The organism is Desulfovibrio sp. UIB00, from assembly GCF_022508225.1.
Classification (GTDB): domain Bacteria; phylum Desulfobacterota; class Desulfovibrionia; order Desulfovibrionales; family Desulfovibrionaceae; genus Desulfovibrio.
Genome location: NZ_JAETXJ010000006.1, coordinates 98,866 through 114,997, shown reverse-complemented (window position 1 = coordinate 114,997; position 16,132 = coordinate 98,866). Strand labels below are relative to the sequence as shown.

At 55.7% G+C, this 16,132-nt stretch carries 10 protein-coding genes; 2 read left to right on the top strand and 8 right to left on the bottom strand.

Going from position 1 to position 16,132, the window contains the following annotated elements; genetic code table 11:
* Positions 1-244: 244 nt before the first annotated feature.
* A complete protein-coding gene (locus tag JMF94_RS10820) occupies positions 245-661 on the bottom strand; it encodes an Rrf2 family transcriptional regulator (RefSeq protein WP_240825103.1) in 417 nt (138 codons plus the stop codon).
* Between the two features lie 333 nt (positions 662-994).
* Between JMF94_RS10820 and JMF94_RS10815 the strand changes: the two genes are divergently transcribed.
* Positions 995-1,543, top strand: coding sequence for an Rrf2 family transcriptional regulator (locus JMF94_RS10815; RefSeq protein WP_022658296.1), 549 nt, complete (start codon positions 995-997; stop codon positions 1,541-1,543).
* Positions 1,467-1,820: a response regulator gene (locus JMF94_RS10810; RefSeq protein WP_240825102.1), complete on the top strand. Its 354-nt coding sequence runs from the start codon at positions 1,467-1,469 to the stop codon at positions 1,818-1,820. Before JMF94_RS10815 ends, JMF94_RS10810 begins: the two co-directional genes overlap by 77 nt.
* Positions 1,821-2,006: 186 nt before the next feature.
* Here the strand turns inward: JMF94_RS10810 and hmcF are convergent, their stop codons facing one another.
* From hmcF to JMF94_RS10775, 7 genes are all read right to left on the bottom strand, one after another.
* Entirely contained in the window at positions 2,007-3,392 is a 1,386-nt protein-coding gene (gene hmcF, locus JMF94_RS10805; RefSeq protein ID WP_240825101.1) for a sulfate respiration complex iron-sulfur protein HmcF, read from the bottom strand.
* A 42-nt stretch (positions 3,393-3,434) separates the two neighbouring features.
* Positions 3,435-4,115, bottom strand: a complete 681-nt coding sequence (gene hmcE, locus JMF94_RS10800; RefSeq protein WP_192112878.1) for a sulfate respiration complex protein HmcE — start codon at positions 4,113-4,115, stop codon at positions 3,435-3,437.
* A gap of 47 nt (positions 4,116-4,162) precedes the next feature.
* Positions 4,163-4,570: a cytochrome c family protein gene (locus JMF94_RS10795; RefSeq protein ID WP_240825100.1), complete on the bottom strand. Its 408-nt coding sequence runs from the start codon at positions 4,568-4,570 to the stop codon at positions 4,163-4,165.
* Positions 4,571-4,687: 117 nt separating this feature from the next.
* Positions 4,688-4,972: a hypothetical protein gene (locus JMF94_RS10790; RefSeq protein WP_022658301.1), complete on the bottom strand. Its 285-nt coding sequence runs from the start codon at positions 4,970-4,972 to the stop codon at positions 4,688-4,690.
* 839 nt (positions 4,973-5,811) lie between these two features.
* Complete coding sequence (rpoC, locus tag JMF94_RS10785) at positions 5,812-9,981, bottom strand: DNA-directed RNA polymerase subunit beta' (RefSeq protein ID WP_240825099.1); 4,170 nt, start codon at positions 9,979-9,981, stop codon at positions 5,812-5,814.
* 118 nt (positions 9,982-10,099) lie between these two features.
* A complete protein-coding gene (gene rpoB, locus JMF94_RS10780) occupies positions 10,100-14,236 on the bottom strand; it encodes a DNA-directed RNA polymerase subunit beta (RefSeq protein ID WP_240825098.1) in 4,137 nt (1,378 codons plus the stop codon).
* 481 nt (positions 14,237-14,717) lie between these two features.
* Positions 14,718-16,058 (bottom strand): hypothetical protein, encoded by a 1,341-nt coding sequence (locus tag JMF94_RS10775; protein WP_240825096.1) that lies wholly within the window; start codon positions 16,056-16,058, stop codon positions 14,718-14,720.
* Positions 16,059-16,132: the final 74 nt, after the last annotated feature.

Below are 16,132 nucleotides of genomic sequence, written 5' to 3'. Positions count from 1 at the left end.
GTAAACTTAATCAGGATTAACCTAATTTTATTTAACTAAATCAAGTAGATTACACCTATAAAATTTTTTTTTCAAGCAAACTAAAAATTTTTTTAACAAGCTTGGGATGAAAAATTATATACTTTTTTGGTATGATAAAATTTATCAGTAATATTGAGATAATAAAAAAGGTCGGCGTAGGCCGACCTTTGTGTGTCAAGTGGTATGCTTGTATAAACGGATTCTGCGATTGAAATCGTGCTTCCTACAGGAGAATGTGCGGGTCATGCATGAGATCGCGCAGGGTAATTGACTCAAAAACGCCATCAAGCGTCGCCTGCAGGTTCTCCCAGGCTTTTCGGACTTCACATTCATCAAAGCGCGCGCACTCGCCGGGCTTTTCCATGCAGTTTGTCAGTTCAATGCCGCCTTCCATCAATTTGACAATGCACCCAAATGTGAGTTCTTCGGGCTTGCGCAAAAGCACATGACCGCCCTTGGCCCCACGGATGCTGCCCGTTATGCCAGCCAGACGCAGCTGGCGCAAAATCTGTTCGCTGAATTGCGAGCTTATGCCAGTTTGTGCAGCCAACTGGCTTGAAGAGACCGGTTTCTCAAGACCGTTTTTTGCCAGAAAAAGCAGGATCCTGGCGGCATACCGGGTTTTTGCAGAAAGCTTCATTGCGGGTCCCTCTTGTGTGCAGATTGAATAATTTCCATCTGCCATGACTGGCGGCGTCTCTGCGCCGATGCTGCGGCTAGCTATGACTAATGACGCACAAATCTAACACATTATATTTGCTATGGGCAGTATTTTTTTTTCTTCGTCAAAAGGTTGCGAAACTATTCACATCATTGAAAGCATGACGAAATTTTGCCAATGGCGTTCATTTTGGCAGGCAGGTACCCGCTTGACGCCATAATTATGGTGCGCTAAAAAGTTGAGTAGAACAGTCTAAATTAGACGGATACGGTTTAGAGATAGTTATTGTCTCCTGCAAAATAAGGAATGACTATGCGTATTTCGACAATGGCCTGCCATGCCTTGCACTTGTTATTGTGCCTTTCTGAACAAGATGACGAAATCCCTGCCTCTGCGTCCGAACTTTCGGTCTGCACCGGCATATCTGAAAAGTTTGTTCAAAAAATCATGCGGCTGCTTCAGTCAGAGGGCATTGTCAAAAGCGTTCGTGGCATTGCCGGAGGGCACATGCTGGCGCGCACTCCTGACGAGATAACGCTGGCCGACATAATTATTGCAGTTGAAGGCGGCATTTCCCTGCCTGGTGTCAGCAATGTTGCCCCCAGGGGCAAAACTGCGCTGGACGCTTGGGATATGGTCGCCCGTTCCATGAACAGTTCGCTCGAAGCTGTGACTCTCAGTTCCGTTCGACAGAGTAGTGCTTCAGCGCCCCGGCAAGCCACCCGCCGCAGGGTGGCGCAACCCTCTTCTCCGCTTCTGCCGGAGACCGACTTCGGAGGCACCAATGCAAAAGCATATTCTCTTGGTAGACAGCGATGCCGAAAGCCAAAGCAGACTGTCTCAAACCCTTCAGCAGTGTGATTACCGGGTAAGCACCGCCAGCACCTGTGCTGAAAGCCTGGCCAAGATTGCCAGCGACAGGCCCGACTGTGTTGTTTTTGATGTGGAGCTGGAGGGAACGTCCGGCACCATCATGTACAGTCGTTTGCGCCGCAATGCGAGCACCAGGTCGCTTCCGGCGGTGGTGTGCACATCTGTTGGGCCCCGGCCTGTGAGCTTTGGAACGGGGATTCCCGTTCTTTCAAAAAACTGTTCGAGCGAAGCGCTGCTTGCTACCGTCAGCGCCGCAATGGCATAGCTATCGTATTTGATACTCGCCTGACGGTCGGGCTGGGATAGTACCCGACCGTCAGGGCTGTGGTTCGCTCCGTTATCCGCGCCAGGCAAAAGGACAAATGCTGGCGCGGCAGACGGCGAGTTTTTTCAGGTTCTTTTGGGGAACCCTTGTTTTGTTGGGCCGTCTGCCGCACAGACGGCCCATTTTTTATACTTCGTTGTGGTTGATGTGATCCGGAATAATCATCATATCAACCAGCAGCGGCTTGAGGAACGACCACTTGATGTTGTGTTCCTCGTAGACTTCCATCATATCTCGGATGGCGTCCCAGCAGTTGTGGCAGGGGCTTATGACCAGTTCCGCGCCGGTTGCCTTGATCTGGTCCAGCTTGTTTTTCAGGCCCACGTTGCGTTCTTTGCGGTACAGGCCGATGCCGTTAAGGCCGCCGCCGCCACCGCAGCAGAAGTTGTGGTCGCCCTTGGGGTCCATTTCGCGGAAGTCTTCCGCAATGTAGCTCATGATATCGCGCGTGGCCTTGCCAAGCCCGTGGCTGCGCACATAGTTGCACGAATCCTGAAGAGTGCAGGGCATCTTGAGCTTTTTGGCAGGATCAATCTTGATCTTGCCTGTACGCAGCATCTCCGCGATCCATTCCACATAGTGCATGAAGCGCACCGGCGGATCACCGCTTTCGCGTCCGGCCCAGTAGGGGCCTTCAACAACTGTTGCACGGTGGGCGTGGCCGCATTCCGTACCCACAACAACCTTGGGCTTGATGCGCTCAATGGCGGCGTAGATGCGTTTGACGTTCTGCGCGCAGCCTTCCCAGTCGCCCGCAAACATGGTGAGAGAGGTGTTTTCCCAGCCTTCGCGCGGCACAGTCCAGTTGGTGTCCGTCACATGAAAGAGAATGGCGGCCTGAGCGATGTCTTCAGGATAGTGCTTCACTTCGCGGGCGTTAAGAATGTACATGACGTCCGCGTTTTCTTTTTCAACAGGAATTTCCAGGTCGGGCCATTCATCCTGTTGCTCTTCGACCATCCATTCGCAGGTTTCAACCCAGTCTTCTTCGGTCACGTCCATCTGCGCCCCGTAAACGCGGTGCATGCCGGAGCCGATTTTCATTTCCCACGGGATAAAGCCGTGCTTGAAGAGAATGCCGCGCAGATAGCTGAACATAACGCCCGTATCAATGCCGTGAGGGCAATAAACGGCGCAACGGTTGCAGCAGGTGCACTTGCCCCAGGCAGCGTCCATACATTTGATCATGAACTCGGCGTCAACCTTGCCTTTACGGCGCAGCAGCTCACCCAGCGTTGCCTGAATCTTGTACGAAGGAATCTGCGTGGGGTCGTTGTTGTTGGTGCGGTAGAAAAAACAGCTGTCCGCGCACATGGCGCAGTGCGCACAGACGCTGAGCCATGTGCGGGTGCGCGATTTGCAGGTTTGCTCCAGGTCGCGGGCCAGGGCTTCCTGGTCGACCTTCATTTCCTTCATCTGGGCATAGTATTGCGCCCCGCCCTTGTCCTTCAGCAGATCAAGGATGCCTTCCTTGGTGGTGACGGGGGTTGGGGTGCACAGCAATTCGGACATGGTTCGCTCCTTTCTGGCGAAAAGATAATTCGTTTGCCCCGATTACCAGGGGAAAGCGCCGCCGCGCGTTGCGCCGCCTCTTTTGATGGCAAAGTCCATGCCGATCTGCGCACGAGACATAAAGAAGAGGACAATGTGCGAAAGCTTGGTGAAGGGGGCCAGCAGAAGAAACAGTTCGCCGCTGAGCACATGGGCTATCATCCACGTCTGGTAGGCGCCGCCGTCAAGGCGCGCCATAAGACCCGTGGCAAAGGGCAGAAAGGTCAAAAGCAGAATAAGCCAATCCTGGCCGCTGTTGAGCTGCCTGAGCGCCGGTGAGGAAAGACGCCGCAAGGCAAGCAGAACAATGCCGGAAAGAGCCATGATGGCAAGCACATCGGCAACGCCGCCTGGAAGCGACGGCAGGCTTATCCCCACATAGGTTTCAAGCAGAACCGTGTGCCCAAGAAGAAACAGCGGTATAAGCACAGCGCCGAAATGCAAAAGAAAGAAAAGGATGGTTGCAACCGGTTGGGCGCGCCAGCCGCTGGTTCCGCCAGGGATAAGCCATTTGAAAATGGAAGCAAGCGCACCGGGGATGGAGCGCTCGGTATGATAGCTGTAGGCCACGCGTTCAAGGCGTGCATCCAGGCCGCGCACGTATAAAACCGCGCGTACAAGCAGGCCGACGACAAATACGGCAATTGAAATAATGAAAAGTGGTCCGGTAATGAAATCCAGCATCTGATCTGCCTCCTAACGTATTCTTCGGTGTACCATGAGCCTACTGGCTATTTCTTCTTGCCGGCAAACTCAGATGCGGTGCGTTCGCTGTGGCAGACTCGGCAGTCCACAAGACGCGGGCCCTTGCCAGCTTTGACGTGGCAATCGGTACAGGCTGTGTGCATGTAAGCAACCTGCTTTTTCGCCGGAACCGATGTTACGTCCTTGAGGGTTTCAGACATGCCTGCATCTGTCATGTTGTGGCAGGATGAACAGTCGCCGTTTCTGGCCTCCACTGCGTCCACATGCTTGTCATGGGGAAAAAAGACCTTGGGCATCTCTGGCTTGCTCACGGCGGGCGTGGTAACGGGCACAAGCTCGTTGCCAAACGCCGCGCCGGGCAATGCCGCCAGGCCGCAGATCAATAATAACAGGCAGGGGAGAGTGGTTCTGAATCTGATAAGTTTTTCCCGCATGATGGATCCTTGCTTCCTGACAAAATCCAGATGGTGTTTTCCCGGCCTGAATTGTGCCGGGCACAATTGGGGAAATCCCGCGCACATGCGTCGGGATTTCCCGTTGTCGACATTCGCCTAGTCCTGGGGCTGGCTAAGGGCCTCGGCCGCGCTGCGCATGAAGACGGCGCACTTGTAGGGTTCGCCCTTCATGCAGCGCATGGCAAAAGCCGCCGCCATGTACATGAAGAGGCGCGATTCGTAGTCAAGCCTGGTGGTGTGCAGCCAGTGATCGTGAGGGTTTCCCCCTTCGGCCAGCTTGCGCGCACGTGCCATGTCTTCGGCATACGCATCGCCTGTGAGCTTGGTGAACAGTTCGCAAATTTCATCGGCCAGATAATCGCGTTCTGACAAAGCTGACATAACAACCCCCTGCGTCTTCCGCAGTCGCGCCCCAGTTTATATGAGGCGGTTAAAAAGAGCAATTAATTAATAAAAAACTTGATGTAATTAATCCGTACAAAACTATTCTCATATTAAACATACTGTGTCAACGAGGTATGGATTTTTTTATGCAAAAAAATGCAAGTTAAGCTCAACTATTGAAAGGATTAACAATCTATCTTAAATGAGAAAAATTGCACAATCGGCATAAAAGTTAATGTATTGATATTGTAATAAACAATGCAATTGCATAGTAAAACAATACAATTAATGTTTTAAAAAATATTTTTAGGAAAAGGTGCATATGATTTACATATAAACGTAGCTAAAAGATTGCTTATTGTTTCTATAAGTAATGGTGTTTGTGTGTACAATCTCTAAATATCCGCAACACAAATGACCGGTTAGCCTCTTGATAACCTGCACAACGCACAACGGTAGGCGCTTGCGCTGTATAAAGGGGTGCGGCGTACTTACGGGGTTTAAATATGGATTGTGGTTCCTGTGAAGCTGACTGGACTCTTCCAGGGGCAGTATAGGGCGTGAGAAGGCCTTGGTTGATGCGGCTGGCATCTTCGGCGGGAGAAGACATGTGTGGTGGGATTTTGGGAATAGTGAAGTTTAGTGCGGGAAAGGGGGTATCCGTGTGTGAAACTGGCCCGTAGATGAAGCAGGCCGGAAACAGGCGTGGACAGTCCAGTGCGTAGACATTGATGTCCCGCTAGCCCTCACGCGCGCCAACGCAAAGCCCCCTTCGGAAGCGATCTTCCAAAGGGGGCTGTCAGTCTCCGGGCCATGGCCCGGTTTATTCTGTCTGTCTAGTTGTTCAGGTCAACCAGCACAGGATTTTCTTCAAGGTCTTCAAGGAACTTGTCGGGACGTTCCTTCTGGTCGGGAACCACGATATCGCCGTTGACGTATTCGCGGTAGCCGGTACCGGCAGGAATGAGGCGACCCACAATGACGTTTTCCTTGAGGCCGCGCAGGTAGTCCATCTTGCCCTTGAGCGACGCCTCGGTGAGCACCTTGGTGGTTTCCTGGAAGGAGGCCGCCGAGATGAACGAGGAGGTAGTCAACGAAGCCTGGGTGATACCCAGCACCAGCGGTTCCGCTGTAGCTGGCACGCGGCCTTCGGCAATGACCTTCTGGTTTTCGGCCTTGAACTCGGCCTTGTCCACCTGCTCGCCCACAAGGAAGCTGGTGCCGCCGCAATCGAGAACCGTAACCTTTTTGAGCATCTGACGCACAATAACTTCGATGTGCTTGTCGTCGATACCCACGCCCTGGAAGCGGTACACTTCCTGGATTTCGTCCACAAGGTAGCGGGCAAGGTATTTTTCGCCACGGGTGCGCAGGATATCGTGCAGTTCGGGGTAGCCTTCGGTCAGCGGATCGCCCGCTTCCACAAAGTCGCCGTCAGCAGCGGTAATGTGCTTGCCCTTTGGCACCAGGTATTCCTTGGCTTCGCCGATTTCGGGCGTGACCACCAGCTTGCGCTTGCCCTTGGATTCGCCAGCGTAGGTGACAGTGCCCGCGATTTCGGAAACCACGGCCATGTCCTTGGGCTTGCGAACTTCAAAGAGCTCGGCAACGCGCGGAAGACCACCCACGATATCCTTGGTCTTGGATGTTTCGCGGGGCTTACGGGCGATGATGTCGCCGGCCTGGATGTCTGCGCCGTCCTTGATCATGATGATGGAGCCGACGGGCAGGGTGTAGACTGCCGCCGTGCCGCCGTGGCTGCGTTTTTTGACGCTGCCGTGTTCATCGCAGATGGAGATGGACGGGCGGAAGTTGGTGGTGCGGTATTCCATAATGGTCAGGGATGCCTGACGGGTGATATCGTCCACCTTTTCCTGTACGGTCTTGCCATCGATGATGTCCGTAAAACGGATAACGCCTTCTTCTTCGCAGACAAAGGGTTCGTTGAACGGATCCCATTCGGCCAGCACAACGCCCTTGGTCACTTCCTGCCCGTCATGGACAAGCAGGCGTGCGCCGTTGGGCAGAATGTATTTTTCGCGTTCGCGGCCCTGAGCGTCCACAATGGTGAGCTGGCCGCTCTTGCCGAGGACCAGTTCCACGCCGTCGCGGTTGGTGACGGCGCGTACGCGGTTCAGGATAACGCGACCCGCGTTCTGGGCTTCAAACTTGTTCTTTTCAATGGTGCTCGAAGCCGTACCACCAATGTGGAAGGTACGCATGGTAAGCTGCGTACCGGGTTCACCAATGGACTGGGCCGCGATGATACCCACGGTTTCGCCCGTGTTGACCAGGTGCCCGCGAGCAAGGTCGCGCCCGTAGCAGAGGGCGCAGATGCCGCGTTCGGCCTGGCAGGTAAGGGGCGAGCGCACGGTGATGGAGGAAATGCCCTTGTCGCTGATAAGCTGGGCTTCCTTTTCCTCGATAAGCGTGTTTTCGGGCATGAGCACGGTGTTCGGATCGTCGGGATCAAACACGGGGTAGAGCAGCACACGGCCAATGACGCGCTCGGCCAGCGGGGTTTTGATGTCGCCGCCGTCCTTGAGGTGGGTCAGTTCGATGCCGTCCACAGTGCCGCAGTCGTGTTCGCAGACAATAACGTCCTGCACAACGTCAACCAGACGGCGGGTAAGGTAACCGGAGTTGGCCGTCTTGAGGGCGGTATCGGCAAGACCCTTACGAGCACCGTGGGTGGAGGTGAAGTACTGCAACACCGACAGACCTTCGCGGAACGAAGATGTGATAGGCGTTTCAATGATTTCACCTGAAGGCTTGGCCATAAGACCGCGCATGCCGGCGAGCTGACGCATCTGATCCTGGTTACCACGAGCGCCCGAATTGGACATCATGAAGATCGGGTTGAAGCTCTGGTTCTTTTCCTGCTTGCCGGTCTTGGGGTCGGTAAGGATGTCGTAGGAGATATCCTTGATCATCTCTGCCGAAACGTCCTGTGTGGCCTTGGTCCACACGTCAACCACCTTGTTGTACTTTTCAGTACGGGTGATGATACCGTCGCGGTACTGATGTTCAATGTCGTCCACTTCCGCCTGCGAGGCAGCCAGAATGTGCTTCTTGCTTTCAGGAATGGTGAGGTCTTTCACGCCGATGGTTACGCCCGCCCTTGTGGCGAATTCGTAACCCATGTCCTTGAGGCGGTCGCACAGAATGACCGTGGCCTTGATGCCGCAGTGGCGGTAGGCCGCGCCCACGAGACGCGCAATGTTCTTCTTGGTGAGCACACAGTTGACGTTTTCGAAGCCCAGCTTTTCGGGCAGGATGTCGCTCACGAGCACACGGCCGGGGGTCGTGTCGTACACGTGCCCATCGGGCATGCGCACCTTGACGCGGGCATGCAGTGAGACCTGTCCGGCGTCATAGGCGGCTTCCACTTCCCAGGGGGCGCAGAAGCTCATGCCTTCGCCCTGCTCAAAGCTGCGCTCGGCGGTCATGTAGTACAGACCAAGCACGATATCCTGAGAAGGAACGATGACAGGGCCGCCGTTGGCGGGCGAAAGAATGTTGTTGGTGCTCATCATGAGCACGCGGCATTCGATCTGCGCTTCCACCGAAAGGGGAATGTGCACGGCCATCTGGTCACCGTCAAAGTCGGCGTTGTAGGCCGAGCAGACGAGCGGATGCAGACGGATGGCCTTGCCTTCAACCAGCAGGGGTTCAAAGGCCTGGATGCCCAGACGGTGCAGGGTAGGGGCGCGGTTGAGCAGAATGGGGTATTCGCGCACCACTTCCGAAAGGATATCCCACACTACCAGCTCTTCGCGCTCCACCATCTTTTTGGCGCTCTTGATTGTGGAGGCGTGGCCTCTTTTTTCAAGCTCGGCATAGATGAAGGGCTTGAACAGCTCAAGCGCCATCTTTTTGGGCAAACCGCACTGGTGCAGCTTGAGGTAAGGGCCAACGGTAATGACCGAACGGCCGGAGTAGTCAACGCGCTTGCCGAGCAGGTTCTGACGGAACCGGCCCTGCTTGCCCTTGATCATGTCGGAAAGCGACTTGAGCGGGCGACCGTTGGTGCCCGCAATGGCGCGACCACGACGACCGTTGTCGAAGAGCGCGTCCACAGCTTCCTGAAGCATGCGCTTTTCGTTGCGGATGATGATTTCGGGCGCGCCCAGTTCCATCAGCCGTTTCAGACGGTTGTTGCGGTTGATCACACGACGGTAAAGGTCGTTGAGGTCAGAGGTGGCAAAGCGGCCACCGTCCAGCGGCACCAGAGGACGCAGTTCCGGCGGGATGACAGGAATGACTTCCATGATCATCCATTCGGGCTTGTTGTCCGACTCAAGGAAGGCTTCAACAATCTTGAGGCGCTTGGTGATCTTTTTCTTCTTGGTCTGGCTCTTGGTGGATTCGCCTTCTTCGCGCAGTTCTGCGCGCAGCTTTTCCAGCTCCAGCTCTTCCAGCAGGCTGCGCACGGCTTCCGCGCCCATGCCCACGGTCAGAACTTCGTCCGTGCCGTAGTGGTCAAGAATCTGGAGGTACTGGTCTTCAGAGATGACCTGACGCTTCTGCAGATTGGTCTGACCGGGATCAAGAACAATGTAGGAGTCGAAGTACAGTACCTTTTCCAGATCAGCCATGGTCATGTCGAGCAGGGTGCCGATCTTGGAAGGCAGGGTCTTCAAAAACCAGATATGGGCAACGGGCGCGGCCAGCTCAATGTGGCCCATGCGCTCGCGGCGTACCTTGGAGGCAATAACTTCAACGCCGCACTTTTCGCAGACGATGCCGCGGTGCTTCATGCGTTTGTATTTGCCGCAGTTGCATTCATAGTCCTTCACAGGGCCGAAGATCTTGGCGCAGAACAGGCCGTCGCGCTCCGGCTTGAAGGTACGATAATTGATGGTTTCCGGCTTTTTCACTTCGCCATATGACCATTCACGAATGGCCTCGGGCGATGCGATGGAAATCTGGATGGCTTTCAGGTTGCGGATGTTCGTCACGTTGGTCGACGCGCCGCGTGCGGTGAAAAGATCGTCCAGGCTCATAGTATACCTTGCTTTGTAAAAAGCTCGTTGAAATCGTTAGCCATGCTGTCGTTGGCCGTGAGAGGCATAACCGCTCACGGCCAACGCAACGCGTTTCCGGGGCCGCAGAAAGGGGCTGTTACGCCTCTTCCTCGCGTTCTTTCATATAGCCCACGCGTTTGGGCTTTTTCTTGCCTTCTTCCTGATGCAGGGTCACGTTGAGGCCAAGGCTCATGAGTTCCTTCACCAACACGTTGAAGGATTCGGGCAGACCGGCTTCAAGGAAATTGTCTCCCTTGACGATCTTCTCGTACATCTTCACGCGCCCGGTCACGTCGTCCGACTTGACCGTGAGGAATTCCTGCAGCAGATAGGCCGCTCCGTAAGCTTCCAGAGCCCACACTTCCATTTCACCAAGACGCTGTCCACCGAACTGGGCTTTACCGCCGAGGGGCTGCTGCGTCACCAGCGAGTAGGGGCCAGTGGAACGGGCATGGATTTTTTCGTCAACCAGGTGGTGCAGTTTGAGCATGTACATGACGCCCGTGGTCACGCGGTTCTTGAAGGGAACACCCGTGCGGCCATCGTACAGGGTGGTTTTGCCGTCGTTGGCAAGACCAGCCTTGTCCATCCAGCCCCAGATTTCTTCTTCGGTGGCACCGTCGAACACCGGGGTCTTGGTAACAATACCGTTGCGCAGCTTGAGGGCGGAGGCCTTGAATTCCTCATCGCTCATGCTGTCCACCAAGGCGCTGATTTCAGGCGAATTGTAAACGCCCTTCAGTTCTTCGCGCACAACCTGCATGGCCGCGCCGGAGTCAACCAGTTCGGCCAGCTGCCGACCCAGTTCCTTGGCGCCCCACCCAAGGTGGGTTTCCATGATCTGCCCGATGTTCATACGTGAAGGCACGCCCAGGGGGTTCAACACGATGTCCACGGGGCGACCGTCGGCAAAGAAGGGCATGTCTTCTTCCGGCAGAATGCAGGAAACAACACCCTTGTTACCGTGGCGGCCAGCCATTTTATCGCCCACAGAGAGCTTACGCTTGATGGCGATGTGCACCTTGACCATCTTGATGACGCCGGGGGGCAGATCGTCGCCTTCCGTAACCTTTTCGCGCTTGGAGTCGTAAATGGCCTTCAGGTATTCAACCTGCTGGTCGTAAGACTTGAGCACGTCGGCCACGGAGTCGTTGACTTCCTTGCTCTTGAACAGGCCCGCGAGTTTCTTCACGGGGATCTGCTCAAGCACATCTTCGGTCAGGGCTGCGCCCACTTCGGCCAGCACTTCGCCCTTCTTTTTGCCCGGCACTGCGGCGGCGATCTGTTTGCCCAGCACATGCGGGGCAATCTGAACGCGGGTACGGTCGGACAACGCGCGAAGGTGATCAGATTCCTTCTGGTCCAGCACGGACGTGTCGTGGCTTTCAATAGCCAGCGTGCGGTCGTCCTTCTCGCCGGAGCGGCGGTTGAAGACCTTCACGTCAATGATGGTGCCTTCCACTCCCGGGGGAACCTTGAGGGAGGTGTTTTTCACATCCCTGGCCTTCTCGCCGAAGATGGCGCGAAGCAGCTTTTCTTCAGGTGTAAGCTGGGTTTCGCCCTTGGGCGTGATCTTGCCCACAAGGATATCGTCGGGCTTGACCGCTGCGCCGATGCGGATGATGCCGCTTTCGTCCAGATTGCGCAGCATTTCTTCGCTGACGTTGGGAATATCGCGGGTGATTTCCTCCGGTCCAAGCTTGGTGTCGCGGGCCACTACCTCGAATTCTTCAATATGAATGGAGGTAAAGGTATCCTCGCGAACGGTGCGCTCGGAAATGAGGATGGAGTCTTCGTAGTTGTAACCGCACCAAGGCATGAAGGCGACCACCAGGTTTTTGCCGAGGGCCAGTTCGCCTTCGTCAATACCGGGGCCGTCAGCCAGAATCTGGCCCTTTTTCACGGGCATGCCGGGGTAGCAGGTGGGCTTTTGTCCAAAGCAGGAGTTCTGGTTGGACTTGTGGAACTTCAGCAGGTCATAGGCGCGCACGCCGCCCTGCTTGGGGAACACGTCGCCTTCGTAGGAAACGATGAGGCGGTCGGCGTCCACATATTCCACCTTGCCCGGAGCGGGAGCCACGATGCACGCGCCGGAGTCGCGGGCCACGTCCACTTCCATGCCGGTGCCCACCAGGGGCTTTTCGGCGCGCAGAAGCGGCACGGCCTGACGCTGCATGTTTGAACCCATGAGCGCGCGGTTGGCGTCGTCGTGTTCCAGGAAGGGAATGAGCGCGGCAGAGATGGAGACCATCTGGCTGGGCGAAATGTCCATCAGGGTCACTTCTTCACGCGGGTTCATTTCCACTTCGCCCTTGACGCGCACGGTAACGTATTCGTCAAGCAGGTTGCCGTCGGCATCGGTGCGGGCGTTGGCCTGAGCCACAACCTGACCACCTTCGCGGGATGCATCAAGGTGCACCACGTCATTGGTAACGCGGGCATCGCGCACAACACGGTAAGGCGTTTCGATAAAGCCGTAGTCGTTTACCTTGGCAAAGGTGGTCAACGAAACGATCAGGCCGATGTTCGGGCCTTCAGGCGTTTCAATGGGGCAGATGCGGCCATAGTGCGAGGTGTGCACGTCGCGCACTTCAAAGCCCGCGCGTTCACGGGTAAGACCGCCGGGGCCCAGAGCCGAAAGGCGGCGCTTGTGCGTCACTTCGGAGAGCGAGTTGGTCTGATCCATGAACTGCGAAAGCTGCGAGGTGCCGAAGAATTCTTTCAGCACAGCCGCCACAGGCTTGGGATTGATAAGGTCGTGGGGCATGAGCGTGGAAATTTCCTGAAGGCTCATGCGCTCCTTGATGGCGCGTTCCATACGCACAAGGCCGATGCGGTACTGGTTTTCCACCAGTTCGCCCACCAGACGCACACGGCGGTTGCCAAGGTGGTCGATATCATCGGCGGGGCCGTGGCTGTCCTTCAACTGCACCAGCACCTTGATGGCGGTGAGGATGTCGTGGTCGGTCAGCGTGCGCAGGTCGTCAGCCTCATCCAGGCTCAGACGCTGGTTGAGTTTGTAGCGGCCCACGGGCGACAGGTCATAGTAGTCGCCGTTGCGGAACAGGTTGTCAAAAAAGCTGGCCGCAATTTCCGGGGTAGGCGGAGAAGACGGACGCAGACGACGGTAGATTTCTTCCTGCGCTTTCTGCTGGTCGGGGATGCGATCCTGAACCAGGGTGTCGCGGATGGACGAAGACGTATCCGTACCCTTGGTGTGCAGAACGGCAATGCGCGTGATGCCCGCTTCGCGGAAGCGGTCAAGCAGGCCTGCGGTGATTTCGTCCGCAGCTTCTGCCAGCACTTCGCCGGTCTTGGGGTCGGCCACGTCCAAAGCCAGGAACATGGCGTCCAGCGTGTCGGGGCGAACTTCAATAGCTTCAATGCCCGCTTCGCAGATCAGGCGCCAGCTGCGCTTGGTGATGGGCTTGCCAGCCTTGACAATGACATTGCCCTGCGCGTCGATGATGTCGGCGTAGGCGTTGTCCTTGCGGTACAGATCCTTGCGCACTTCCCAGAACAGGCTGCTGGCCGACTCAATGCGGTAGTGCTCCTGCGAGTAGAAGTATTCAAGAATCTGCTCCTTGCTCATGCCCATGGCCTTGAACAGGATGGTGGCAGGCATCTTGCGGCGGCGGTCGATGCGGACGTACAGAATATCCTTGTGGTCGAAGTCAAAGTCGAGCCACGAGCCGCGCATGGGGATGATGCGGCAGGAATAGAGCACCTTGCGGCTGGTGTGAGTCTTGCCGCCGTCGTGCTCAAAGATGATGCCCGGCGAGCGCTGCAACTGGTTAACGATGACGCGCTCGGTGCCGTTGATGATAAACGTGCCCTTTTCCGTCATCAGGGGCAGGGTGCCAAAATAGATATCCTGCTCTTTGATGTCGCGGATGGTGCGGTTGCCCGAAGCTTCATCGGTGTCATAGACAACCAGGCGCACCTTGATGCGCATGGGTGCCTCGTAGGTCAGCCCCTTGGAAATGCACTCGGCCTGGTCGTACTTGGGTTCGCCGATTTCATAGCTGACGAACTCAAGACTGGCGGTCTTATTGAAATCCTCAATGGGGAAGACGGTGTGGAACACACCTTCCAGCCCTTCCTCTGGGCTGCGGTCGGCATCTGAAACGCCTTCCTGAAGGAATTTCTGGTAAGAATCTATCTGCAGATTCAGCAGATGTGGGATAGGGAGGGAAACCTTGATCTTGCCGAACTGTTTGGTGAGCTGGCCCATGGGTACCTCAAGATAGGTAGCGGTTGCGCCCCGGCTGCGCGAGACAAATCAGCATGCCTAAGCCGGCGGGCAAAAAACTTGCTGTCACTGCACCCTGAAAGCGTAATCTGGTGGGAAGGCTAAAAAGAACCTACTGCGGGCAAGGCGTAAAAAACCCATCCCTGTCTGGGTAAACAGGGCTGGGGTCAGGGCATTACCTTTAATATATATGCTTGGTCAGTAAGTTATTGAAAAACAGAAAGGAGCCTCCCGCACCAATCGTTGAAAGAGGATGCATACTAGGAATCCGAGTCCTTGGCAAGCAAAAAAAGCGGGAGAGAAAAATAAAAAAGCCTCTGTTCACTAATTTACCTCAGTGGGAACTTCATGACAAGACAAAAAAATTGCCGGGTGGAGCGGCTATTCTCGTTTGAGCACACAAACCACACTGGCAGGTGCACAAAAAAACGTTTTTTCCTGCCTCCTCAGAATTTGCCGCCGCTTAGCCTATTTCAAACAGGGCCTGCCCATCTTCGGCTCTCCGGCTCCAGGCCGTGATATGCCCATCGTTGGAAACCTTGATGCCAATACCGTGCTCTGCCAGGGTCATGGCTGCCGCCTTGCGCCCGCCGCTGCTGCTGCCGCCGGGAATTTTAAGGATAGCCCCCACCGCAAAAACGCTGCCATCGTCAAAGATCAGGGTTGCGCCATCAATGGAAAGAAGCTCGGCCCGCAGCTTGCGCGGGATTTGCGCAAAATTCAGGCTTGGCAGGGCCGAGCGCAGCAGCGCGGCTTTGCTGCTGGCCTCGCGCGCCAGCATGTCGCCTTGGCTGACTATTTCGTCCAGGTAGCCGTGCAGCCTGTCTTGCGAAATACGAACCAGTTCATCCTGGGAAATGTTCTGTCCAATGCGCTGGTTACGGCGCTCGTTTATCATCCACGGGGTAACGGCGTTTGTGCGGAAAAAGCCGATACACGCGCCTTTGCGCCGGAATGAAACATCGAGCAGGCTCAGGTACAGCGCCTCAATGGTGCCCCTGCTGCCGCCCTGCCCCTGATAGCCAAGCTCGGCAAGGTAGGCCTGATGCGAAAAATGCAGCCACTTGCCGCGCCTTTTGGCAAAAAATAGCTGCCTGTTTTTGAAGATGAGGATGTCGCCGTTTCTGCTGAGGCAAAAGGCGCACCTGTTTTGTGATGTCCAATAGGCCACGGGCAAAAAGGCCAGAGGCGCGTAAACGTGGGCCGCCTCGGCCTCTGCTGGCAATGCCGCCTCGCAGTAGGCGGTTATGCCGCCCTCTGCATTGCACACAAGCAGGGTGTCGCAGCCGGAGGTGAGCACCTTGGCGTAGTCCTCCTTGCTGGCATCAAAAAAATTTACGCTGCCGGGGCGGAGGTCGTCTTCGTCAATGCCCACGCAGAAGGATATCTTGTCGCCTTCATACGTTTCGCTCGACCAGAACGACAGCAGATTCAGCATGCGCAGCACCGTTGTGTGGCGCTCTGGCGAGAGTATTTTGGCAATGCCGATGATCTGCGCCTGCCGTATGCACACGGCGGCGTAATCATCAATGTGGGGCGTGGTGAAGATTTTTTCCCATTCATCAAGGATGTTGCGGGCAATGGCCTGCTCCGTTTCCGTAAACGGAATGGCGCGGAAGAGGTACACTTCATCCTCCGGCTGACCGGTAAGGGCGACCCGCAGCATAAAGCGCCTGCCGTTCATTTCGGCGAGGTCTTCAAAATTTTCCCTGGTGTAGTCATCGTCCAGAATTTCGGTGGCTGGGCCGAAGAGGGGGGCAAGGTATTCTGCCACGGTCTCGATGATGGCTTTTTTTGCTTCCATGATGCTACTCCCTATGGGCATTGGCAGAATCGGCAACCACGCGGTGAAGATGCCGCCCTGATGCAGGAGGCTGG

Bases quoted from the DNA above. Each gene is read 5' to 3' on its own strand.
- hmcE (WP_192112878.1), bottom strand. From the start codon at position 4,115: ATGCTGGATTTCATTACCGGACCACTTTTCATTATTTCAATTGCCGTA.
- JMF94_RS10815 (WP_022658296.1), top strand. From the start codon at position 995: ATGCGTATTTCGACAATGGCCTGCCATGCCTTGCACTTGTTATTGTGC.
- rpoC (WP_240825099.1), bottom strand. From the start codon at position 9,981: ATGAGCCTGGACGATCTTTTCACCGCACGCGGCGCGTCGACCAACGTG.
- JMF94_RS10810 (WP_240825102.1), top strand. From the start codon at position 1,467: ATGCAAAAGCATATTCTCTTGGTAGACAGCGATGCCGAAAGCCAAAGC.
- JMF94_RS10820 (WP_240825103.1), bottom strand. From the start codon at position 661: ATGAAGCTTTCTGCAAAAACCCGGTATGCCGCCAGGATCCTGCTTTTT.
- hmcF (WP_240825101.1), bottom strand. From the start codon at position 3,392: ATGTCCGAATTGCTGTGCACCCCAACCCCCGTCACCACCAAGGAAGGC.
- JMF94_RS10790 (WP_022658301.1), bottom strand. From the start codon at position 4,972: ATGTCAGCTTTGTCAGAACGCGATTATCTGGCCGATGAAATTTGCGAA.
- JMF94_RS10795 (WP_240825100.1), bottom strand. From the start codon at position 4,570: ATGCGGGAAAAACTTATCAGATTCAGAACCACTCTCCCCTGCCTGTTA.
- JMF94_RS10775 (WP_240825096.1), bottom strand. From the start codon at position 16,058: ATGGAAGCAAAAAAAGCCATCATCGAGACCGTGGCAGAATACCTTGCC.
- rpoB (WP_240825098.1), bottom strand. From the start codon at position 14,236: ATGGGCCAGCTCACCAAACAGTTCGGCAAGATCAAGGTTTCCCTCCCT.